At 44.1% G+C, this 22,791-nt stretch carries 14 protein-coding genes; all 14 read right to left on the reverse strand.

Annotation, left to right across the window (positions count from 1 at the left end; genetic code table 11):
• Positions 1-27: 27 nt before the first annotated feature.
• The 14 genes from pyrD to MHN09_RS10310 all read right to left on the reverse strand — a co-directional run bounded on the left by pyrD (position 28) and on the right by MHN09_RS10310 (position 22,784).
• Positions 28-1,035, reverse strand: coding sequence for a quinone-dependent dihydroorotate dehydrogenase (pyrD, locus tag MHN09_RS10245; protein WP_239240563.1), 1,008 nt, complete (start codon positions 1,033-1,035; stop codon positions 28-30).
• A 150-nt stretch (positions 1,036-1,185) separates the two neighbouring features.
• Positions 1,186-6,024, reverse strand: coding sequence for an NAD-glutamate dehydrogenase (locus tag MHN09_RS10250; protein WP_239240566.1), 4,839 nt, complete (start codon positions 6,022-6,024; stop codon positions 1,186-1,188).
• Positions 6,025-6,220: 196 nt separating this feature from the next.
• Positions 6,221-8,539 carry an MMPL family transporter gene (locus MHN09_RS10255; protein ID WP_239240569.1) on the reverse strand — a complete coding sequence of 773 codons (2,319 nt, stop codon included), beginning with the start codon at positions 8,537-8,539 and terminating at the stop codon, positions 6,221-6,223.
• A gap of 15 nt (positions 8,540-8,554) precedes the next feature.
• On the reverse strand, positions 8,555-9,601 hold the full coding sequence (locus MHN09_RS10260) for a YCF48-related protein (protein ID WP_061095044.1): 1,047 nt from the start codon (positions 9,599-9,601) through the stop codon (positions 8,555-8,557).
• Between the two features lie 79 nt (positions 9,602-9,680).
• Entirely contained in the window at positions 9,681-11,048 is a 1,368-nt protein-coding gene (locus tag MHN09_RS10265) for a DUF1329 domain-containing protein (RefSeq protein ID WP_061095043.1), read from the reverse strand.
• An 11-nt stretch (positions 11,049-11,059) separates the two neighbouring features.
• Positions 11,060-13,120, reverse strand: a complete 2,061-nt coding sequence (locus MHN09_RS10270; protein ID WP_239240572.1) for a DUF1302 domain-containing protein — start codon at positions 13,118-13,120, stop codon at positions 11,060-11,062.
• 333 nt (positions 13,121-13,453) lie between these two features.
• Positions 13,454-13,696 carry a DUF2835 family protein gene (locus MHN09_RS21425; protein ID WP_049586285.1) on the reverse strand — a complete coding sequence of 81 codons (243 nt, stop codon included), beginning with the start codon at positions 13,694-13,696 and terminating at the stop codon, positions 13,454-13,456.
• On the reverse strand, positions 13,683-16,292 hold the full coding sequence (pepN, locus tag MHN09_RS10280; protein WP_239240575.1) for an aminopeptidase N: 2,610 nt from the start codon (positions 16,290-16,292) through the stop codon (positions 13,683-13,685). Before pepN ends, MHN09_RS21425 begins: the two co-directional genes overlap by 14 nt.
• A gap of 47 nt (positions 16,293-16,339) precedes the next feature.
• Complete coding sequence (gene nhaC, locus MHN09_RS10285; RefSeq protein ID WP_049586283.1) at positions 16,340-17,815, reverse strand: Na+/H+ antiporter NhaC; 1,476 nt, start codon at positions 17,813-17,815, stop codon at positions 16,340-16,342.
• Positions 17,816-17,887: 72 nt separating this feature from the next.
• Positions 17,888-19,222: a sodium-dependent transporter gene (locus MHN09_RS10290; RefSeq protein WP_202942870.1), complete on the reverse strand. Its 1,335-nt coding sequence runs from the start codon at positions 19,220-19,222 to the stop codon at positions 17,888-17,890.
• A gap of 82 nt (positions 19,223-19,304) precedes the next feature.
• Entirely contained in the window at positions 19,305-21,347 is a 2,043-nt protein-coding gene (prc, locus tag MHN09_RS10295; protein WP_014949543.1) for a carboxy terminal-processing peptidase, read from the reverse strand.
• A gap of 3 nt (positions 21,348-21,350) precedes the next feature.
• Entirely contained in the window at positions 21,351-22,019 is a 669-nt protein-coding gene (gene proQ, locus MHN09_RS10300) for an RNA chaperone ProQ (protein ID WP_014949542.1), read from the reverse strand.
• A gap of 16 nt (positions 22,020-22,035) precedes the next feature.
• Positions 22,036-22,326 (reverse strand): hypothetical protein, encoded by a 291-nt coding sequence (locus MHN09_RS10305; protein ID WP_014949541.1) that lies wholly within the window; start codon positions 22,324-22,326, stop codon positions 22,036-22,038.
• Between the two features lie 2 nt (positions 22,327-22,328).
• The gene (locus MHN09_RS10310) at positions 22,329-22,784 is read right to left on the reverse strand and encodes a GAF domain-containing protein (protein ID WP_014949540.1); all 456 of its coding nucleotides are present in this window, start codon (positions 22,782-22,784) and stop codon (positions 22,329-22,331) included.
• Positions 22,785-22,791 lie beyond the last annotated feature (7 nt).

Here is a 22,791-nt window from a genome sequence, read left to right on the forward strand (position 1 = left end):
CGTACACGAGAGATTGGTTTGGGTATATTATAACGCGTTTACGATGCGTTTAACGAGCGATGGGCCTTGATAAATAAAAGCCGAGTAGACCTGCACCAGTGATGCGCCAGCGTCCAAGCGTGCTTGTGCCGCTTCGGGTGAGTCAATACCACCAACGCCAATAATAGGAATAGCGCGGTCAAGTGCTTTGTTTAGCTTGCGTGTTACTTCTAAGCTCATATCTTTCATAACTGAGCCACTTAAACCGCCCATTTCCTCAGCGTGCTGTAATCCGGCAACGGCATCACGTGAAAGTGTCGTGTTAGTAGCAATTACACCATCCATTTTGCTATTAATTAGCGAAGCAGCAATACTGTCAATTTCCACATCGCTCAAATCTGGCGCTATTTTAATGAACAGCGGCACATATTTACCGTGGGTTTGCGTTAGCGTTTCCTGTGCTGCTTTTAGGCCAACTAACAGCTTATCGAGCGCTTCACCGTATTGAAGGTTTCTTAGGCCAGGTGTGTTCGGTGACGAAATGTTAATAGTGACGTAGCTTGCGTAAGGATAAACTTTGTTTAAACAAATCAGGTAATCGTCGAGCGCATTCGCTTCTTCGGTATCTTTATTTTTACCAATATTAATACCAATAGGCCCTTTAAACTGAGCCTTTTTCACTTGTTCGACAAGATGATCAACACCTTTATTATTAAATCCCATGCGATTAATAATGGCGTGCTTTTCCGGAATTCTGAATAAACGAGGTTTTGGGTTTCCTGGCTGCGGACGAGGCGTTACCGTGCCTATCTCAACAAAACCAAATCCCATGCTGGCAAACGCATCAATACAATCGCCGTTCTTATCAAGCCCGGCGGCAAGTCCTACCGGATTATCGAAGGTCATGCCTGCAACGGTAACGGGCTTTTTTATCGTCGGTGTGCTGTACATCCATTTCAGCGGTGTATGTTGGGTCTTGTTTAACCAGTTAATGGTGAAATCGTGACTTTTTTCAGGTTCACACTGAAGCAAGAATTTTTGCACTAGAGATTGCATGGTTATTTTTACCACTCGCTAATTAAGGGCTTGGGTGATTGTTGCCGTCGCAGTCTTGCACAAACGTTGCTGAAATAATCATCAGCATTAATCACCCAGCCAATAAAAAGCCCTGATAAACAGGGCTTAAATCATTAAGGTGCGTGTATTCTAATGGTTAGACTTCACGCTTAAAAGCATCAATTCACGTAAAGCGACAGAAAATTTCGCAAATTCGTGTGTTGTGCTGGTCTTAAACTCTGACATCATGTGATACCAACGCTTAAGCAGTACTTGATTGCTTTCAATCCACTCATCCAGAATTTGATCTGCATTATTAATGTCTTCACGAGAAGCTAAAAGATTTGCCGCAATTGAACGCTGCTGCCAATCTAACTCTTCACGATACGAGGCGCGAGCTAACGCTTGCCAGTGGTTGCTTACCGCCTGGTTGTTTATCTGATCTAAGAACCAGTGAAGCTCTAAACGAGAACCTAGCTGATAGTAAAGCTTAGCAACAACATCAGTATCATGTTTATCAGACTCTACAATTTGCGCAAGGTCGAAGCTTGAGAACATATTAGAGAAGCTTGCTACCTGGTAAGCGATATCTTCAGGAACGCCCTTGTCGATATATTTCTGCGTTACAGCTTCAAGCTGAGCATATTCACTTTTAACAAGATAGTTTTGCAGGTTCTTCGATAAGATATCGAAGGTACCACGGTAGCTCGCGATGGCTTCTTCAATGGATTGCGTCTTATTACCGTGGCGAATATACCAGCGCGAAGCGCGACGCATAATTCTACGTGCTTCATCTAACATTTTAAGCTGTAGCTGAGCTGGAATAACGTTATCCAGTTGTTCGATGCGCTCCCACAGCGTCTTCATGTTAAAGATACCGTGAACAATTGCGTATGCGTCAGCAATTTCGCTCACACTTGCGCCAGTTTCTTCCTGCATTCTAAACACGAAGTTAAGGCCCATGTCGTTGACCATGTTGTTGGTTAACTTAGTCGCAATAATTTCGCTTCTAAGCGGATGCTGTTGCATGTGTGTTGCGAATTTTTCGCGGAGCACTTTAGGGAAGGCTTCTACTAACAACTTACCGTGGTAAGGGTTGTCAGTAATTTCCGGAATATTAAGCGCATCTTTAAGTACCATTTTGCCATACGCAATCAAAACGCTTAACTCTGGGCGAGTTAAACCTTGATCCGTGGCTACGCGATCAGAAATCTCATCGTCACTTGGAATAAATTCCAATTCACGGTTTAGCTGACCTTCACGCTCAAGACCGTGGATAAAGCGAAGCTGTTCTTTAAGTTGCTTAACGCCAGCTAACTCAGTAATAGAGATAGATTGAGTTTGACGGTAGCAGTCTTTCAGTACAATTCGACTTACATCGTCGGTCATATCGTAGAGCAACTTATTACGCTGTTTAAGCGTAAGTTCGCCGTCGTTAACTAGGCTGTTAAGCAAGATTTTGATGTTTACTTCGTTATCCGAGCAATCAACCCCACCTACGTTATCGATGAAGTCAGTGTTAACTCGGCCACCGTTAGACGCATATTCAATACGACCTAACTGCGTTAGACCTAAGTTACCGCCCTCGCCCACAATTTTAGCTTGTACGTCACGACCATTGACGCGTAAGTCATCATTAGCACGGTCACCTACGTCTGAGTGAGATTCTTTCTTGCTCTTAATATACGTACCGATTCCACCGTTCCACAGTAGGTCGACTGGCATTTTCAATATATTGTGAATTAGCTCATTAGGCGTCATCGTTAGCTGACGCGTACCTAACCACTTTTTCATTTCAGGTGTAAGCTTGATAGATTTAGACGCGCGGCTAAATACGCCACCGCCTTTTGAAATCAGCTTACTGTCATAGTCTTCCCAGCTTAGGCTTGGATTCTCAAACAGGCGTTGACGCTCTTTATAACTTGCTGCTGCATCTGGGCTTGGATCGAAGAAAATATGTAAATGGTTAAACGCAGCGATTAGTCGCGTATGCTCTGATAGCAACATACCGTTACCGAATACGTCACCTGCCATGTCACCCACACCAACAGCGGTAAAGTCAGTGGTCTGACAGTCGATACCAATTTCTCTGAAATGACGTTTAACCGACTCCCATCCGCCGCGCGCAGTAATACCCATTTTCTTATGGTCATATCCAATACTACCGCCAGATGCAAATGCATCGCCCAGCCAAAACCCAAACTCTTCCGCAATACCGTTTGCGATATCAGAGAATGTGGCGGTGCCTTTATCTGCAGCAACAACCAAATAAGGGTCGTCATCATCAAGGCGAACAACATCCTTAGGAGGAACAATTTCACCATTTACAATGTTGTCAGTAATATCTAACAAGCTGGTGATGAAAGTGCGATAGCATGCTTGGCCTTCAGCCTGAATAGCTGCGCGACCTTCGCCTACAGGTAGGTTCTTACAAACGAAACCACCTTTTGCACCAACCGGCACGATCACCGTGTTTTTAACTTGTTGCGCTTTTACTAAGCCGAGTACTTCTGTTCTGAAGTCTTCTTGTCTATCAGACCAACGAAGACCGCCGCGGGCAACTTTGCCGCCACGCAGGTGCACACCTTCAACGCGAGGACTGTAAACAAAAATTTCAAACTTAGGAAGTGGTAATGGCATGTCAGGAATGAGTTCAGGCATCATCTTAAATGATACATATGATTTTTCATTGCCGGCATCGTCTGCCTGATAGAAGTTTGTACGTAACGTTGCAGACATCATATCCAGATAACGACGAATAATTCGGTCATCATCCAAGTTGCTAACGTTATCTAACTGTTCCTTAATAGTCTCAAGAATACCTTCCTCTTTTTTCTCATTGCGCTTTTTCTTAGGATTAAAACGCTGGTCGAAAAAGTCTACGAGTAAACGAGCAATGTCTGGATAGTTAGCTAGCGTGTTTGCGATGTAGTCACGGCTGAAAGAACTGCCGGTCTGGCGCATGTATTTAGCATAAGCACGGAGTACCGTAACTTTACGGCCAGTCATATTCGCGCCAAGGATAAGACGGTTAAACGCGTCGTCTTCTAGTGTCTTGTACCACACTTTGGCGAAGGCATCTTGAAAGAGAACCTGGGCGTTTTCCATGTCAAAGTGCTGACCACTTTTATGTAACATGGTGAAGTCCATGACCCAGTTACGTTCACCTTCTGAACACGTGACTTTATAAGGGCTTTCATCGATTACGCGTAACCCAAAATTCTCAAGCATTGGTAACACGTCAGACAAATGGATAGGCTCGGCACGGTGGAAAAGCTTAAGCTTAACTATCTGGCTGTCAGCGTCTTCTTCTTGTGGACGATAGAACAACATATCCAGTGTGTGGCTGTCGTCTAACATCTCTAGTTTGCCAATATCTACAAGCGCTGCTGACGGTAGGTTATGCTCCATATAGCTGCGAGAGAAAGCATTGTTGTATTTGCGTTCCAACGCTTTACCCGAAGCCTCACCGTGTGCCGCTGAAATTGCTGACGCGAGTCTGTCATTCCAGGTTTTGGTCAACTCAATAATGTTTTGCTCTATTTCCTTCACATCGAATTCCGCGTTGTTGTCGTTGACTCTAGCAATGTAATGCGTACGAGCATATACAGACTCTGAGAAGAACGTAGTAAATTCCACTTCTTCGGTTGCGCCCAATGACGCTTTAAGTAGCGCTTGGGTTTCTTTGCGTAACTGGGTGTTATAGCGCTCTCTTGGCACAAACACCATGCACGAGAAAAATCGGCCAAAAATGTCTTTTCGAATGAATAAACGTGAAATTCCACGCTCTTGCATTTGAAAAATACCCATTACGATTTGCGCTAGTTCTTCTGCTGGCGTTTGTAGCAACTCATCTCGTGGGTAGGTTTCTATAATATTTGCAAACGCTTTGTATGCGTGAGTTCCAGGCTCGAAACCAGATAGCTCACAAATACGTTTGATTTTTTCACGTAAAATCGGAAGCTGAGTTACGCTGTTGTTATAGAAAGAGGCAGAGTACAGACCTAAGAAGCGGTGCTCACCAACAACCTGACCTTCTTTGTTAAACACCTTCACGCCTACATAGTCCATATATGCAGGACGGTGTACCCGCGCGCGTGAATTTGTTTTAGTCAGAATCAATGGGTTTTTGCTAAGCGCTTCCGCACGGGCTGATGCAGGCAAGCGAGACAACAAACGCTCCCGGTCGTTTACTGAGTTCTTAAGCAAACCCAAACTGGTGTCGTTTTGAGGGATCCATCTATGGTCCCCTTCAATGGCTTTAACGTCATAATAACGGTAACCCATCATTGTGAAGTTGTGATCGCCTAACCATTCTAAGTAAGCTTTAGTTTGCTTTTTGGCTTCTGCAGATACAGGCCAGTTAAATTTGGCATTGTTTTTAATTACGTCTTGCAAGGTATTTGTCATGCCTTGCCAGTCTTGAACTGCCAAAGAAACTTCATCAACGACAGAGTGCAGTTCTTGTGTTAGAGCATCGATGTCTTTTTTCGATGTTTGTCTATCGATTTCGATAAAGATGACCGTTTCTTTTTTCGCACCTTCAAGCGATTGACCTGGCTCAGCAAACGCTTCAACTTTGTTCGCTTTGTCGCGCTTAATGCCAATTGGGCTGTGAAGGAATAAATGTGCGGTGATGTTCAAACGATTTAGCAACATGCGCACCGAGTCAACCAAGAATGGCATATCCGACACAATAATCTCAACAATTGTGTGGCTTGAGTGCCAGCCGTGTTTGGCAATTTCCGGGTTAAATACGCGTATGTATGGCGACGTATGCTCAAACTTCGCCAATCCATTCCATAAACTAAGTGTTGCACCATAAAGGTCGCTGTCGTTGCGATTTTCTAGGTCATCGCTTGAAATATTTTTATACAACAGACGTCCGAATTGCTGCACAAGAGACTTCTGCTTGGTATCTACTTTTTTGTCGATAAGTGCAAATACATTGTCTAGCAGTACTGAGTGTCGCTGTGAGGTGACTGTCATTTGTTAACCTTTTTTGAATGTCGTAATACCAATCCAACTTGGTATAAGTGCCGAGTACCTAACTATTTTCTCTAATAAATGACGCTAATGAAAGCCCATTTTTAACCTTATATTAACAGCATAGATAAATATGCAGAGAACACCCAAAAAAAAGGGCCTAAAGGCCCTTTTTAATGCTTAGCTATGCAAAAATATTTTATGCATTAGGGTCATTCTTGTTCCACCATAGGAATCTCGCTAGTGCAGGCAGTACAATTATTGCTCCAAGCATATTTACGACGAACATAAATGTAAGCAAAATGCCCATATCCATTTGGAACTTAAGCGAAGAGAACACCCATGTGCTCACGCCTATTGCCAGCGTAATACCGGTAAATAGCACAGCACTTCCACGTTCTTTCAAGGCAGCGAAATATGCTTCTTGAACGGTAGCGCCTTTCTTCAGCATTAAGCTCTTGGTAGAGAGTATATAAATACCATAGTCCACACCTATACCCACGCCAAGTGCGATAACTGGTAAAGTAGAAACGGTGAGGCCAATTTGAAGGTATGTCATTAGGGCTTGCGCCAGTACAGACACCACATACAGCGGAATAACAACAACTAACGTAGCACGCAGCGAGCGGAAGCTAATTAGACAAAGCGCTATAACGGCACCAAATACATAAAGCATCATAGGGTCTTGCGCTGCACTAACCGCTTCATTAGTTGCGGCCATCACGCCAACAGGTCCAGAAGCAAGACTGAACTTCATATCATCGGTTTGATATTCATCGCGATACGCTTTTACCGCTTCAACGACACGAGAGATCGTTTCTGCTTTGTGGTCTTCCATAAACAGAATAATCGGCATGACCGAGCAGTCGCCATTGAGTAAACCTGATGATGTTGGAACACGAGAAATAGCTTGAACTAAGGTTTGCTGGTTGCGCGGAATGACTTGCCACTTGACGTTACCTTCGTTGTAACCTGCATTTACAATTTTCGCTACCGAGGCCAACGATACTGCCGATTGAACACCTTGTACGTTTTCCATTTTCCACTGGAAGTCATCCATGGCCTTCATCACGCTATGCGATGTACATGCCTCTGGCGTAGTTTCTACCAAAATGGAAATGTAATCGACCGTAACTTCGTACTTGTCGGTAATAAGGAAAGTGTCTTGGTTGTATCGCGACGTCTCATGAAGTGCAGGTGCACCCGCGTGCAAGTCCCCTATCTTCATATTCTGAGCTTGGAAATGACCAAACACGAATAGGATAGCCGTAACGATAAGAATTATTGCCGCAGGCTTTTTACGTGAACAAGCTGCGATGACTTCCCAGAATTTCGAATTAGCGTTTTCTTTACCCGCGAATTTTTCGACATATTTCTGGTCAAGTTTTAAGAAGCTCATCAGCACAGGCAGCAGCAACAAGTTGGTAAGAATGATTACCGCTACACCCATACTTGCCGTAATCGCCAACTCGCGAATAATGCCGATATCGATTACCAATAACGTCATAAAGCCAACCGTATCAGATAACAGTGCAATTCCGCCTGGAACCAACAAGTTTCTGAATGCCGCCATAGATGCCCGTTTAGCACCAATACCGGTTACTGCTTGTTTTTCTACCGCGTTTATCATTTGTACGCCGTGGCTCACACCAATGGCAAATACTAAAAATGGTACCAGTATTGACATAGGGTCCATACCAAAGCCAATAGAAGTAAGCAGGCCTAGCTGCCAGATAACGGCAATGATTGAGCATACTAATGGCAATAACGTAAGCATGATGCTGCGCGAGAAGAAATACACCATTACGGCCGTAATCGCGATAGCAATGGCGAAAAAGATCAACACGTCTTTTGCACCGTCGGCCACATCGCCAATCATTTTCGCAAAGCCAATTATATGAATAGACGTATTTTCGTTTTCATATTGACCGCGAAGCTGCTCTTCAAGCTCTGCTGCTAGCGCCAATGTATTGAGAGGCTCGCCAGTTTGCGGGTCAATATCGAGCAATTGTGCTGTTACCATTGCGCAGCTGTAATCACTGGATACTTGTCTTCCGACGATGTTTGCCTTTTCTACGTTAGCTGCCACCAACTCTAATGCTTCTGGGCTCGCAGAATTAAAGTCGGCAGGAATGACTGGCCCGCCTGCAAAGCCGCCTTCCACAATTTCAGTAAAGCGGGTTGAAGGAGAGAAAAGCGAAATAACTAACGAACGGTTCACCCCATTAATAAAGAAGAGTTGGTCGTGAACATTCTTTAAGGTATCGAAGAAGTTTTGATTGTAGATGTTATCGTTTTTATCACACACAGAAACTAATATATTGTTAGCGCCACCAAAATCTTGGCGGTGCTCAATGTACGTTTTCATGTATTCGTGATTTAGCGGTATGTTCTTTTCAAAACCTGCGTCTAAGCGCATTTGTGAAGCTTGGTAACCAAGGAAAACTGTGGCTATAGCAAACAAGGCTACGACAATTTTACGGTTTCCGAATACTAATTTTTCAAGAAAATGGGTCATTGTTTTTATACTGCCCTATTTTAAATTCAACGTTTTAATGCCATTCGCAGTAACGGCAATATTCTTACCATTGAACTGTGTTGCATTAAGAAGCGCGGCTTTGTCTTTAATTTGTGAAACGACAATGCCTTCATCAGCTTCGCAATCTGAAAGGTTTGCATAGGGGTCTCGCATACTGGTGGGTAAAGGTCGCTGTGCGCTTACCATCATCCCGTTGTTACCCAAAGCATAAACCTTCGATTCAGAACCAATTAGAATTGAATTTAGTGTGCTGGTTGAGCAAGTTTGTACGTATTCCCACCCACCTTCGTTTCTGTTAACAAATATATTTCCGCGAAGGCCAACCGCTAGAACGGTATTTTCATCAAGCGGCTTAATATCGAAAAACGATCCTGTATAGTCGACGTAATACCGTTCCCACGATTCTCCCATATTGGTACTTTTGGCTAGCAGACCGGCTTCGCCTGCTAGGTAAAGCGTATCACCATCAAGGGTAATTCTGTTTAAGTGGGGTAAAATAGATTCAAGTTCTTGCTGATAGAAGTCTTCATCTTCTTTTCGAATATCTTCAAGGTATTCTTGATCCATTGGGTCAAGCAGACTGGCATGACGTTCTGCCGTCCACGTTTTTCCACCGTCTAAGGTTCGATAGAACAAGCCATAGGCACCTGTAGCAATCCCCTGCTTTTCGTTGAAGAATAAAACGTCTAGAAATGGGCGCTGAAGGTCAGGTTGGAAATTTTGTATTTCCCACGTCTCGCCTTTATCTGAAGAATGAAGAATGACAGCGTCGTGGCCCACTGCCCAAATATTGTCGCCTACAACAGTTGTCGCTGTAAGCGTTGATTGTGTTGGTACGGCTTTTTGAGTAAATGCCTCACCATCCTCTGAAACTAACACGTGACCGCGTTCACCGACAATAACGACAAATGTATCAGCGTCTATGTCCAAAAGAACCGATTGCTCAACCAATGGTGCCATGAATGCTTCTTCGGCGATTGCAGTTGTAGAGTAATTAACTGCGAAAGTGGCGGCAATGCACGCTGCAATGGTTTTTTTCATAATTAACCATTCCCCCTATTTATAATTGTCTGCATACAAAAACGGCTGGCAATTGCCAACCGTTTGTTGTGTAAGGCGATTAGCGCATACCTTCTCGTCGTAACGCCTGAGGCGTAAATTCCACATCTCGTGGGCGTACGGTGAAGTCGTACATCTCTTCTTCGTTATCGAGGCCAATGGCCAGGTAACGACGTGAGTTCAAGTCATGGTACACATCCAGCGTAGACCACTGGGTAGGTACTTCATAATAGTTCACCCCATACGCTACACCAACACGATAAAGTTCGCCACGATTATCATACATATCAGCAACTTGAACTTGCCAGCTATCTTCATCAATGAAGAATACGCGCTTTTGATAAATATGACGGAAACCGTCTTTCAATGTGGCTTCTACTTCCCAAACGCGGTGTTTTTCCCAACGTGTTAGGTCTGGATTAACGTGGTTTGGCTTTAAGATGTCATCGTACTTCGCATTATCTGAATGAAGTGCATAGTTGTTGTATGCAACGAACATTTCTTTCTTACCCACTAACTTCCAGTTGTAACGGTTTGGTGAGCCGTTAAACATATCAAAGTCATCGGTAGTACGAAGGCCATCAGCTGCAGTTCCAGGTGTATCATAAGCAATGTTTGGCGCTAGACGTACACGGCGTTGACCCGTGTTGTAGGTCCATGCTTTACGCGGCTCTTTTACTTGGTCAACTGTTTCATGTACAAGCAGTGCTGTACCCGCCAAACGAGCTGGCTTTGTTACTTTTTGTTTAAACATGAAAAGGACGTTTTCGTCAGTAAGCTTTTCTGGTGTAGCACCTTCTTCTGCGTACTTAATTAATAACTGCTCGTCAAAACCGATTACGTTGTAATCACCGCCAGTTGTTACTGCAGCTTGACCTCCATTACGCTGAACCGCTTCACCACGATAGCGAAGTATATGGTTCCAAATTGCTTCAAGACCATTTTGTGGAATTGGGAACGGAATACCGAGAACAGCCCCTTTAATTCCGTTACCGCCGTCTAATAGCTCAGCGCTAGTTGCATTTACCTTAGTTGCATCGTAGATAAACTGTGGATTAGACGCAGAACGACGCGTTGGGTAAACCGGCATTCGAAAGGTTTCAGGGTAAGCTTCGAAAAGCTTTTTCTGACCTTCAGATAGAAAGTCCGCGTATTCTTTGTAGTTTTGTGCCGTGATTTCAAATAGCACTTTATCTTCAGGGTACGGGTCTGGATGGTGATCACCCACTGTGTAGCCCGCTGGTGCTGAAGTAATACCGCCAGTCCACGCTGGGATACTGCCGTCAGCATTACCCGCTTTTTCTGCGCCAAGCGGCGTAAGTTCGTTACCTAATTTGTTTGCGTCTGCTTCAGACACTTTAGCCATAGCGCTTGCACCAGATAAAGCCAGTGACAAGGCAGCTGCAATAATTCCTACTTTTCTAATCATAAAAACCACTCTTAGATTGCGTATTTGATGTTAAATGAAATGAAGTCTCTGTCAGATAGCGCATTAGTTGTACCAATGCCGCCCCAGAACGCACTGTAAGACGCCGTTGCAGACCATTTACTTAAATAGTCGAACGTGAAAGAAAGTGCAGCAGACTTAACATCTTCTGTGAAAAGGAATAATGGATCTGGCGTAGTACCCTCAACGTCATGAGAGAAAGTACCGCGAACGCGAAGGTTCATACCAGCAAATATTGAGTTGTAATCAGCAACCGCCAATAAGCGATAGCCCCACGCGTCGTCTGTCGCAAATGGGTTAGTTTCAGGGCCGTCTGAAAGACCTTGATGTAAGCCTTCACGTGAGTTTCCGTTAATTGGTTCAAGTGACGGTGTGCGAGCAGTACCCGGTGCGTTCAAACGAATTACGTCTGGGTCTGGCATATCAACAACGTTTACATAACCTACTTCACCTAGAAGCACGAAATTGTCAGAGCCAAATTTAGGACCAAATACATGTGACGCGGTGAACTGCATTTGCCATGTATCAGAGAAAAGGAAACCCTCTGCAGTTTCACCTGGGCCAACCGCTCTACCAATGTTATTTAGCTGAGAGATTCCCTCAAGATCTGGACGTAGACCTGCGTTAGCTAACTGTTCAGGCATACCCATGTAAAGTAACTCTACATCATCTATTTGAAGTGGTTCATCTACGCGATAGGCAAATTCACCAGCAAGAGCCGTAGTACCAATGTTGGTGTTAAAGCTCATACCGTAAAGTTTGATATCTTCTGGGTAGAAGAACTCAGACTTCGTAAATGCACCCAGTTCAGTGATGTTGTCGCGAGTAACGGTATTAGATGCTAGGAACGCGAGATCTGCGCCAATACCTTCAGCAGTAAAGTCTGATGTCTTACCTGAAATAAGCGGGCGTTGGCTGTGGTAATTGATGTGATAGAAACTAAACTCTGTTTCATTCAAATTCTCGGCAAACCACGTCAAGCGTAAACCGTATTGACCCTGATCGTCGGCGTCGTTGTGCGCTGCGTCAGAAAAACCGCGAATAGCCACTTTGGTTGGATAAGCAAGGTAGGCTTGCGAAATGTCCTCTGGATTAGCGCCAGAGCGAAGTAAATCACCGTATCCGTTTAACGCAGTGAGAAGGTGATCTAAGTCGATGTCTGGGTTACCACTGAAACCAAGCTGGACGTTTTGGCGTTGACCGCCCTCACCTGCAAAATCGTTGCCCGCGAAGTAACTGCCAGAAACAGGAAGCCAGCTGCGCTGCCATTCGTACTGGTAATAACCAGAAATACTTACTGTGTCTGTCAAACCTAAAGACGCGTACACCATCCCTACTGGAAGGAATACTTCTTTAAGTTCTGCACCTGGAGCACGAGCTCGTGTTACATCAACAGGGTTCGTTGTATTAATACCGTGCTGGATGAATGTACTTTCACCCCAACTGATTACCTGACGGCCTACACGAAGCGTAAATGGTTTGTCGCCAATCCACCAATCGCCATAGAAGAATGCGTCGTAAAGACGTACATCGGTACACAGTAGGTCTTCTGCTTCAGGGTCTTGACATAAGTCGTATTGGTTACCCGTTATTGGGTTAGAGTATGGACGGTCGCCGTCCATTTGCTCAAAGTCGTAGAACCAGAAACCACGGGCGAAGAAACCATAGTCGCCAAAATTGATATCTAATTCATGAGTACCTGAAATTTGCGTTGCAAACGCGTCACCTGGATCGTGTGCAAGGTTACCAAGGTCACCATTGGTGGAATAACCGCCATCTGCTAAACCCCACACGTCGCCACTTGGGTATAAAGGATTGAAAGCTGCGTGATAACCGCTCCAGTCGAATTGAGGATGGTTACTGTTACCTATAAGGTCGTAATCTCTTGCCTCTGTTCGAATACTTGTAGCTAATGTAAATGTTGAATCTAAAGAAATATTTACATCACCCACTTGCCAATTCGCAGCGTGTGCTGGTACTGCAGCAGCACCTAGCAGTGAGAGAACTCCCGCTGCTACCGGTGATATCTTAAAAGCGCTAGGCCCGTTTTTCATATTTTTATACTCCCAAGTCGATGTGACTTAATACGTGACATCATGACCAACCATAACGATTAACAAAATCATTACATCATTTTGCTACAACCGCAAGAACTAATCCTACCAGTTAACAAAATTTACAACATTAGTCGTATCAAATAGTTATTGCTTTATTGTGAATATAAAAGGCATTTATAAACTTGCAGGAAAAATGTACAGAAATATTGCAGAACGGTTGCGTTAAGTATTTTGGAACGCTCAATGACAAAAGAAAACGCATAAGTGTCACGTATGGGAGTGGTGAAAGCTCGTATACCAAAGAGTAATTCGTCGCGTACAAAAAAGGCTCTATGCGAGCCTTTCAAAAGATTTTATTTTTTTGTTGGCATCAATAATCATCCTAAAACGACCTTTAATACCATTAGACGTAACAAATTGCCTGAGCCGGTTGGTCGGTACCTGGACGCTTAGGCCTGATTCACTGACCATGACCACATCTGGCATAGATGGAACATAAAGCACCTCACATTGCTTGTAAGGTGCATTTATTGAAAAGTAAAAAACCGAGTCAGTTTGGTTAATGCTTGTCATAAGCAAGGCTTTTACTTACTTTCTCAAACAAATCTTTACTTAAACCTTTGTGATTAAGCAAACGGCCAAGCTGTTGCTTCATATGAACCTGATGCTCGCTTGCAAAGCCCTGCCATTGCGTCAGTGGCGTTACAATACGGGCGGCAACCTGTGGGTTGACCGCATCGAGCTTGAGTAAGTAGTCGGTTACAAATTTATATCCACTGCCATCGAGTGCATGAAACCTTTCACTGTTATAGAAAGCGAAGCTACCAATAACAGAACGAACACGGTTCGGGTTACTCATTGCGAACTGAGGGTGCTCACATAACATTGTGATAGTCGCAAAGATATCGTCTCGATTTTGCGTAGCGTGGAGTGCGAACCATTTGTCCAAAACAAGCGGGTCATGATTCCACGATTGCTCAAACTGAGCCATCAAACTGTCGAAAGTGGTGGCGCTACAGTGTTGTGCGCTTCTCAACGCGCCTAGCGTATCTGTCATATTATCAGCGGTTTCAAACTGAGAAACCACAATATGCTCGTGTTGGGGTAACCGCGCTAAGTGTGCAAGCACGACATTTTTGCAGCGACGTTGATTCACCGCTTCTTGCGTGTAGCAATACGCGCTTTTCTCGATATTTTCGAAGACGTGTTTTAGCTCTTTTTCGAGTGCGCGAGCAAACTGGTCGCAGAACGCTTTTCTCGCTTTCGAAAGTGCGGAAACGTTTATGTTACTTCGGCTTTGGCACAGTGTCTCAAACGAAGGTATGACTAAACATTCACTCAGCAATTCAAGGTTGTTCTGCTCTTGGGCAATCGCTTGCTTGATACCGTTCCAGATTTCATTGCTGATACCACACCCCGGCGATTCCTCTAATTGCTTCACACAGCGGTCATACAACGTTTGCATTGCATCCCAACGATTAAATGGATCCTTCGCATGCTTAAATATAGTAAGTAAAGACTCTGTCCCCAATGGGTTTTCTACTTTCGCTGGCGCTGAGAAGTTACCCAATACTACAGGTGTTAAATTAGTAGTTTTGGCTTCTACAGTAAAACGCATAGAATCATCTTTTAAAATGACCATGCCGTTTTGAATTAACGACTCGTTGTCTGTATAGCTTTTCCCCTCATCATCAATAATCTCGATATTTACAGGAATATATAGAGGAAGCTTTTCTTTCTGATCGGAGGTTGCAGGTGTGTGCTGTGACAATGTAAAGCTATGCTTAACAATGCCTTCATCATCGACCTCAGTGCTGTGTGCGACAGAAATCACTGGCGTACCGGATTGACTATACCAGCGGGTAAACTGGGTTAAATCTAAATCAGTAGCAGACTGCATTGCTGAAATGAAGTCATCACAGGTGACAGCCTGACCGTCGTGTCTTCTAAAGTACTCGTCCATACCACGTCTGAAGCCGTCAGGCCCCAATAATGTGTGGAACATGCGAATAACTTCAGCGCCTTTGTCATAAACCGTCACCGTGTAGAAGTTGTTCATTTCAATGACTTCTTCCGGACGAATTGGATGACTCATTGCACTCGCATCTTCTGCAAACTGGTGTTCTCGCATAACACGAACGTGCTTTATACGATTACTTAACGCCGAAGTCATATCTGCGCTGAATTGTTGGTCTCTAAATACAGTAAGCCCCTCTTTAAGGCTTAGCTGGAACCAATCGCGACAAGTAACCCGGTTGCCAGTCCAGTTGTGGAAGTACTCGTGCGCGATAACCGACTCAACATTGAAAAAGTCATCGTCGGTGGCACTTTTTTGATCGGCTAATACAAACTTACTGTTAAATACATTTAAGCCCTTGTTTTCCATCGCTCCCATATTGAAGAAATCGACGGCAACAATCATGTAGATATCTAAGTCGTACTCTAACCCGAACACATCTTCGTCCCACTTCATCGCCCGTTTGAGAGATTCTAATGCGAAAATACCTTGAGACTTTTTGCCTTTATCAACATAAAGTTCTAGCGCAACCTCTTTACCGCTAGTGGTGGTGTAGCTATCGGTGAGTAAATCGAAGTCACCGGCAACTAGAGCAAAAAGGTAGCAAGGTTTTGGATGTGGATCGTGCCATTTAACAAAATGCGTATTTTCGTCAACTTCGCCCTTGTCCACTGGGTTGCCATTGGCCAAAAGCATCGGTACTGATTTGTCGGCAACTACCGTCACTGTGTAGACCGACAAAACATCCGGGCGGTCCATGAAGTACGTAATGCGACGAAACCCTTCCGCTTCACATTGCGTACAATAGGCACCACCTGATAAATACAAGCCTTCCAGCGCTTTGTTGTGCTCAGGGGCAATGGTATTGGTAATTTCTAAGACGAACTCATCAAGTTCAGTAACCACGCTTAAAGCGCTATCTGTTACCGTGTATTCATTATCAGATAGGTGCGTACCGTTAATAGAAATAGAATCTAGCGATAAATTATCGCCATCAAGTACTAATGGACTATCGTGCGCGCCATTACGAGTGACGGACAACGTGCTGATAACTTTAGTTTGCGTTGGGTGCAGCGTTATATGTAGGTCAACTGTCGCTATTGAAAAAGCGGGCGGCTGGTAATCCGCCCGGCGTTTAGCTTGAACTGACATAGATCCTCCTGGAAGAAAGCCTACGTGGGTTTAATTGGAACTCTGTGTTAAACCGTATCTTTGCTGTTTACTTCAACATGTGGTGGCGTAATACGTAAAATCTTAATACCTAAATACGCATAAATAACAGCAAGGATCGGGTTGATTACGTTGAAGAATGCATAGAACACGTAATCAAATGGATTGACTAATAAAACACTGTGCATGTAAGCACCACAGGTGTTCCAAGGAATAAGTGGAGACGTAAGTGTGCCACCGTCTTCAAGGCTGCGAGAAAGATTCAATTGGTCTAAACCGCGCTTTTTGAATTCTTCTTTGTACATACGGCCTGGCATCACGATTGAAATATACTGATCTGCAGTAACAAGGTTGGTACCAAAACAAGTAAGAATGGTTCTGCTCACCATATCCCCTGCAGACTTTGCACCAATTAATATGGCAGAAACTGCACGCTTTAATAGGCCAACACGCTCTAATACGGCACCAAACGACATTGCACAGATGATCAACCAAATGGTATTTAACATAGAAGACATGCCTCCACGAGAAAGCAAGCTGTTTAAGTTCTCGTCAGGTGTTGAGAAGCTTACGCCATCGAAAAGCGCAGTCCAAACTACCTTCAACGCGCCTACATTCACCGAGTCGTCACCACTTGCCATAGAAGTAACCACATCCCACTGAAATACAACTGCCCAGACGCCACCTAACAAAGCGCCGATAAAAACAGCTGGAAACGCAGGCATCTTTTTAATCGCTAAGGTGAGCAAAACGACAAGGGGAATTAACAAATGCCAACCTAAGTCAAAAGACTCATTTAACAAAAGTTGCATCTGCTCAATGCGTTCTGCTTTGGCCTCACCCACTTCACTAAAGCCCAGTACCGTAAATAGAATAAGCGCAATAACAAAGCTCGGAATCGTCGTCCAAAGCATGTAACGAATGTGCTCAAATAAATCCGTGCCTGCAACGGCAGGCGCTAAGTTTGTTGTTTCAGATAAGGGCGAAATTTTATCGCCAAAGTACGCACCTGAAACGACTGCGCCGGCTGTTATCGCTGCCGACATTTCCATGCCTGCAGAAACCCCCATGAGTGCAACACCCACAGTCGCCGCTGTAGTCCAAGAACTACCTATACTCATTGCAACAACCGCACAAATCAGACAAGCGGCAGCATAGAAAAACGAGGGGTTAAGCAACTCTAAACCGAAATAGATAAGCGTAGGCACGGTTCCAGCTAGCATCCATGTGCCAATAAGAGAACCTACCGCTAACAGAATTAAGCAGGCACCTAAAGACATTGAGATACCGTCTACAATGCCCTTTTCGATAGTTTTCCAGCTGTAGCCATTTTTCATTCCAATGATAGCAGCTAAGCCCATCGCTAAAAGAAGTGCAATCTGGTTTGGACCGTAAGAAGAGCTATCGGCAAACAAATAAACTGCGCTTCCCATCATTATGACTAACGCAAGAATAGGAAGCATTGCATCGAGAAGTGACGGCGTTTTTATTTCTTTATTCGTCATTGTCGTTTTTTAAAACCTTATTATTGTATTTGTAACGCGTTAAGCGTGCTGTCCGCTTTTTACCAGAATGCTTTAGAAAACTGAGCGGTAGAACATAAGCGCAATGATAACGGGACACACGAAGCGTACGTACCAAGGCCAAATTTTCCAGAAAATGCTGTGTTCAGCAAACTGATCACCTTGTTTAAGTTCATCGAGTATTGCATCTCTGCGCCACACCCAACCTGCGAAAATACACAAGGCGAGTCCTAGTAACGGTTGGCTATACTCGGTAGTTAATGCGATAACAAAGCCGAACAAGGTTTCAAAATTTAAAATGATGATGCAGCTTAATACAAAGATGACCGATGCCATCAATAACACGGCCTTTTTACGTTGAAGACCTTTACTTTCAACCATAAACGCAACGGGAACTTCCAACATTGAAATTGAAGACGTGACGGCAGCAATCGCCATAAGCGCGAAAAAGGTAAAGGCAATGAAAAGACCTACGCTACCAATGGTATCAAACAGTGCTGGTAGTACTTTGAAAATCAGCGTGTCACCTTGGATTAACGCGCCTTCCGGAGTGAAGATTTCAACGCCATTGTTTAATGCAACGTACATGGCCGGGATAATAAGCATACCCGCGATAACCGCAACACCGATATCGACAAGCGCTACCGACGCGCCAATGCTAGGTAGATTTTCATTTTTACTTAGGTATGAACCATAAACCAGCATGGTACCTACACCTAGCGACATTGAGAAAAAGGCTTGCCCCATGGCGTTAATTAATAAGTCTGGGTCTAGAACGCGAGAGAAGTCAGGTACTAAATATGCTGACCAACCTTCTACGGCACCAGGCTGTAGGCTCACATAAACAATCAATGCAAGAATGAGAATAACCAATGTAGGCATCAAGCGCACTGACCACTTCTCAATGCCGGACTTTACACCACCGACAACGATAAATGCAGTTAAGCCCATGAATAAGAAGCAGAAAATAATGTTACGCGTAACTGATGAAGTGAGTAGCCAGTCGCTAGCACTCGTAAATCCGACCATGCTAACGGCTGCATCAGCGAAATAAACCAGCATCCATCCGCCTACAATAGCGTAGAATGCAAGGATAAGTGACACAGTAACACAGCCCCAAATGCCCGTTAGCCTTCCGGCGAAATTGCCTGATATTTTACCTAAAGCGTCAACCATATTTGAACGTGAACTACGTCCGATTATAAGTTCTGCCATAAGTACGGGATAAGCGAGTACAAAAGCCAGCAGTAAGTATACGAGAACAAATGCTGCGCCGCCGTTACTTGCTACCTTTGTAGGAAAGCCCCAAATATTACCTAGTCCTACTGCCGAGCCTGCCGCTGCTAGCACGAACCCTATTCGAGAGGAAAATTCGCCTCTGATAGCCATGTTATTTCCCTTTATTATTGTTTTAATAATTTATAGACACAAAAAAAGGGCTGGCCCTAGACCAGCCCTTTTTTCTTATCACTTAATTTCTTGTGATAGCGTAACGGCCTGTTTCGATCATATCGAATGTAATATTGGCTGCCTCGTCCAAGAATGGATCTAATTCTTCCATATCTTCAGGTAGGTCGTCCAATGTTGTGACAGTTTCCATTCCCAATCGCTGTAAACGTTCGTTAGCACGAGCAAGCGACTTCTCTTCCGCCTCTTTCTTCTCGCCTTCACGTACAGATTTAACTAATGAGATGAAGTTCTTGTCTTTATTTTCCTTATATTCCTTTATGTCGTCTTGGATATAAGAAAACTCAGGATCTTGTAAAATACGTTTGTTGTGTTTCGCTGTTAAAACGTCAAGCGCAGCAGTACCGTCTGCAAACGTCGTATAGTTAGCGCGATTGATACTGTCCCATGGCAACGCATTTTCCGCTTGGCTTTCTCCCCATTCAGCTGGTTCAACCGCCGATGGATAAAGAATGTCAGGAATAACGCCTTTATGCTGGGTGCTGCCGCCGTCAATGCGATAGAACTTGGCGATAGTAAACTGAACACTACCTAATGGGTTGTCGTAAAGGTCATAAATTTTACCTAAACCGCGATGCTGCTGCACTGTCCCTTTCCCGAAGGTTTGTTCACCTACGATGAGAGCACGGTTGTAGTCTTGCATCGCTGCCGCAAAAATCTCTGAAGCAGACGCGCTATATCTGTCAACTAATACGGTTAACGGGCCATCATAAGCCACTTCGCCATCTGTATCACGGTTAACGCTAACTTTGCTTTGACCGTATCGAATTTGAACCACCGGGCCTTTTTCAATAAATAGGCCAGTAAGTAACGTTGCTTCGGTTAAAGAACCACCGCCATTACCGCGCAAGTCTACGATAACGCCTTTAACGTTTTGCGCTTTCAAGCTTTCTATTTCTTTAGCAACATCCATACTAAGGTTGTTGTAAAAACTTGGAATGGTGATTACACCTAGAGGTTCACCCGCGTGAGGGCCAGTCTCTGGCACATACACTTCCGATTTGGCTGCGCGATCTTCTAACTTAATTTTATCGCGAGTAAGGCTAACTACCGACGTGGTTTTTGCGTCCGTGGCTCCTTTTTCAACCTGTAGACGAACAGTACTTCCTTTCGGGCCTTTAATTAACTCAACCACTTCGTCCAATCGCCAACCAATCACATCAACAAACTCTTCGTCGTCTTGTGCTACGCCAACAATTTTATCTTCTGGTTTTATTGCGCCAGACTCGTCTGCAGGACCGCCAGGTACAACGCTTTTGATTACCGTGTAATCATCTTCGCTTTGCAATACTGCACCAATACCTTCAAACGACAAGTTCATGTCCATTTGAAAACGTTCAGCGTTACGCGGAGATAAGTAACTGGTGTGAGCTTCAATTGTACGTGCGAATGCATTCATTGCAGTTTGAAAAACGTCTTCGCTCTTTGCTTGCTTAGTGCGCTTGATCGCTCTCGTATAGCGTTTGGTAAGAAGTTCTTTCGCCTCTTCCCATGTTTTGTCTGCAAGTATTAGATTTAACGCGTCGTATTTAACGCGTTGACGCCAAATTTCATCCAGCTCAGCTTTATTGGCTGGCCATTCAGCGTCTTCTCTGTCGTAAAAGAACTTATCGCCTTCTTTTTCAAAGTCGAACGGGCCTTTCTCTAACAGTGCAAGTGCAAATTCATAACGCTCAATGCGTCGTTTTGCGCTTACGTTATACATATCATAGGCGACAGAGAGGTTGCCTTTACTCAGCGCATCATCAAACAATGTGCGGTATTTCTCAAAACCCACAACATCAGACAGCAATAGCACTTGTTTATTGTGATCTAATGAATCGATGAAGCGCTGGTAAACTCTAGCTGAGAGTGCATCATCCAACGAAATTTCCTTGTAGTGCGCCCTGGTAAAGAGTGCGCTTACTCGCTTAGCTGCAACACTGTGTTGAGATTCCTGTTGTAAAATGGGAAGCTCGTCTACCTCTGGTGTTGACGTAACTGCGCCCGCTCCTACCCCAACGGTAAGAAAAGCACTGGCGATGGAAATTCGAAGGATGTCTCTCATATTTTACGACCTCTTGGAGCGTGCCAAACGTAAAGCGTCTGCGTTTACTTTAACTACCATGCCTGAGTCTAATTGAACGTGAATGCCATCTTTAGCTACTTCGGTAATTACTGCAGGCATAGGTGCTTTACCTAATTTAACGGTAACTTGCGTACCTTGCTGTAAATCGCTATCTGTCAATTTCGCAGGTGGTGTATTGTTTGGTCTGTTATTTTTCGGTTTAGTTCCGCGCTTAGTATCAGCATGGTCCGAATTTGCAGATTTTTCACCTTTTGGACGATTAAATTGACGTTTATCTTTTCGCTTAGGCTGCTGAGCTAGCTTAGCTTTGCGCTTTTCAGCTGCTTTTGCTTTGCTTTCTTCTAACTGCTGCTGCGCATGATCAGCGTGTTCTTTTTCAATTGCATCGCCTTCAACGCCGTCTAAATCTACACGGTTTGCACCTTCTTTGATGCTATGAAGATAGCGCCAGCTGTTGGTGTAATGTCGTAGTGTAGAACGAAGTAAGGTTTTGCTAACGCGTTCCTCTTCTTCTAAACGTGTGGCAAGATCTTGAAAAATACCGATCTTAAGTGGGCGGGCCTCGCCTTCAATGCTAAAACATTTCGGAAAGGTCTCTGCAAGGAAAGCTATCACTTCCTTACTGTTGGTAAACTTCTCTGGTGATTCCATTAACTTTCTAAATTATTCAGGAGATTTCATCGTTACTTGCATCATCCCAAGTTGCCAGCGTGTGGTCAACCCAATCAAGCAATTCGTCGTCATCTATTTCTAATAAATGCTTATCTTGTTGCCAAGATTCCCATGCGTAGTGCAAAATTTGCTCTAAACGCTGTGTTTCAATATCTTCTTCTGCATTGTCGTACACCGCATGTAAGATAAAATTTAAACGTTCAGATGCCTCATCTGGGTCATCATGAAAGTCTTCCATATCCTCATACGTGGATAAAACAACGTGAATATCAACACTGGATTTCATAATTATTTCTGCGAATCCATAAGAATTTGAGCAATTTCAACGAGCCCTTTTTCGTCTTCTTCGGTAAAGCGTTCAAAAACAGGGCTGTCGATATCAAGTACGCCAACCAGCACATCGTTTAGCACTAGTGGAACAACAATCTCAGAGTTTGACGCTGCATCACAGGCAATGTGTCCTTCGAACTGATGAACGTCTGCTATACGCTGAACAGTTCTGGTACTTGCACTCGTTCCGCAAACGCCTTTTCCAAGTGGAATGCGAATACATGCTGGTTGCCCCTGAAATGGACCGAGTACCAACTGCTCTTCTTTATAAAGGTAAAAACCTGCCCAATTCACCTCTTCGAGGCTATTGAAAAGCAGCGCACTTATATTTGCCATGTTAGCGATAAGATCGTGCTCGCCAGAAACCAAGCTCTTTGCTTGGTTTATTAACTGACCGTACTGTTGTTCTTTCAAACGAATT

The organism is Alteromonas sp. MmMcT2-5, from assembly GCF_022348315.1.
Lineage (GTDB): Bacteria > Pseudomonadota > Gammaproteobacteria > Enterobacterales > Alteromonadaceae > Alteromonas > Alteromonas macleodii.

What these genes read in the sequence shown, in the direction of transcription:
- pepN (WP_239240575.1), bottom strand. Translation starts at nt 16,292, where the DNA reads ATGTCAGTTCAAGCTAAACGCCGGGCGGATTACCAGCCGCCCGCTTTT.
- pyrD (WP_239240563.1), bottom strand. Translation starts at nt 1,035, where the DNA reads ATGCAATCTCTAGTGCAAAAATTCTTGCTTCAGTGTGAACCTGAAAAA.
- MHN09_RS21425 (WP_049586285.1), bottom strand. Translation starts at nt 13,696, where the DNA reads ATGACAAGCATTAACCAAACTGACTCGGTTTTTTACTTTTCAATAAAT.
- prc (WP_014949543.1), bottom strand. Translation starts at nt 21,347, where the DNA reads ATGAGAGACATCCTTCGAATTTCCATCGCCAGTGCTTTTCTTACCGTT.
- MHN09_RS10265 (WP_061095043.1), bottom strand. Translation starts at nt 11,048, where the DNA reads ATGATTAGAAAAGTAGGAATTATTGCAGCTGCCTTGTCACTGGCTTTA.
- MHN09_RS10260 (WP_061095044.1), bottom strand. Translation starts at nt 9,601, where the DNA reads ATGAAAAAAACCATTGCAGCGTGCATTGCCGCCACTTTCGCAGTTAAT.
- MHN09_RS10270 (WP_239240572.1), bottom strand. Translation starts at nt 13,120, where the DNA reads ATGAAAAACGGGCCTAGCGCTTTTAAGATATCACCGGTAGCAGCGGGA.
- MHN09_RS10250 (WP_239240566.1), bottom strand. Translation starts at nt 6,024, where the DNA reads ATGACAGTCACCTCACAGCGACACTCAGTACTGCTAGACAATGTATTT.
- proQ (WP_014949542.1), bottom strand. Translation starts at nt 22,019, where the DNA reads ATGGAATCACCAGAGAAGTTTACCAACAGTAAGGAAGTGATAGCTTTC.
- MHN09_RS10255 (WP_239240569.1), bottom strand. Translation starts at nt 8,539, where the DNA reads ATGACCCATTTTCTTGAAAAATTAGTATTCGGAAACCGTAAAATTGTC.
- MHN09_RS10290 (WP_202942870.1), bottom strand. Translation starts at nt 19,222, where the DNA reads ATGGCTATCAGAGGCGAATTTTCCTCTCGAATAGGGTTCGTGCTAGCA.
- MHN09_RS10305 (WP_014949541.1), bottom strand. Translation starts at nt 22,326, where the DNA reads ATGAAATCCAGTGTTGATATTCACGTTGTTTTATCCACGTATGAGGAT.
- nhaC (WP_049586283.1), bottom strand. Translation starts at nt 17,815, where the DNA reads ATGACGAATAAAGAAATAAAAACGCCGTCACTTCTCGATGCAATGCTT.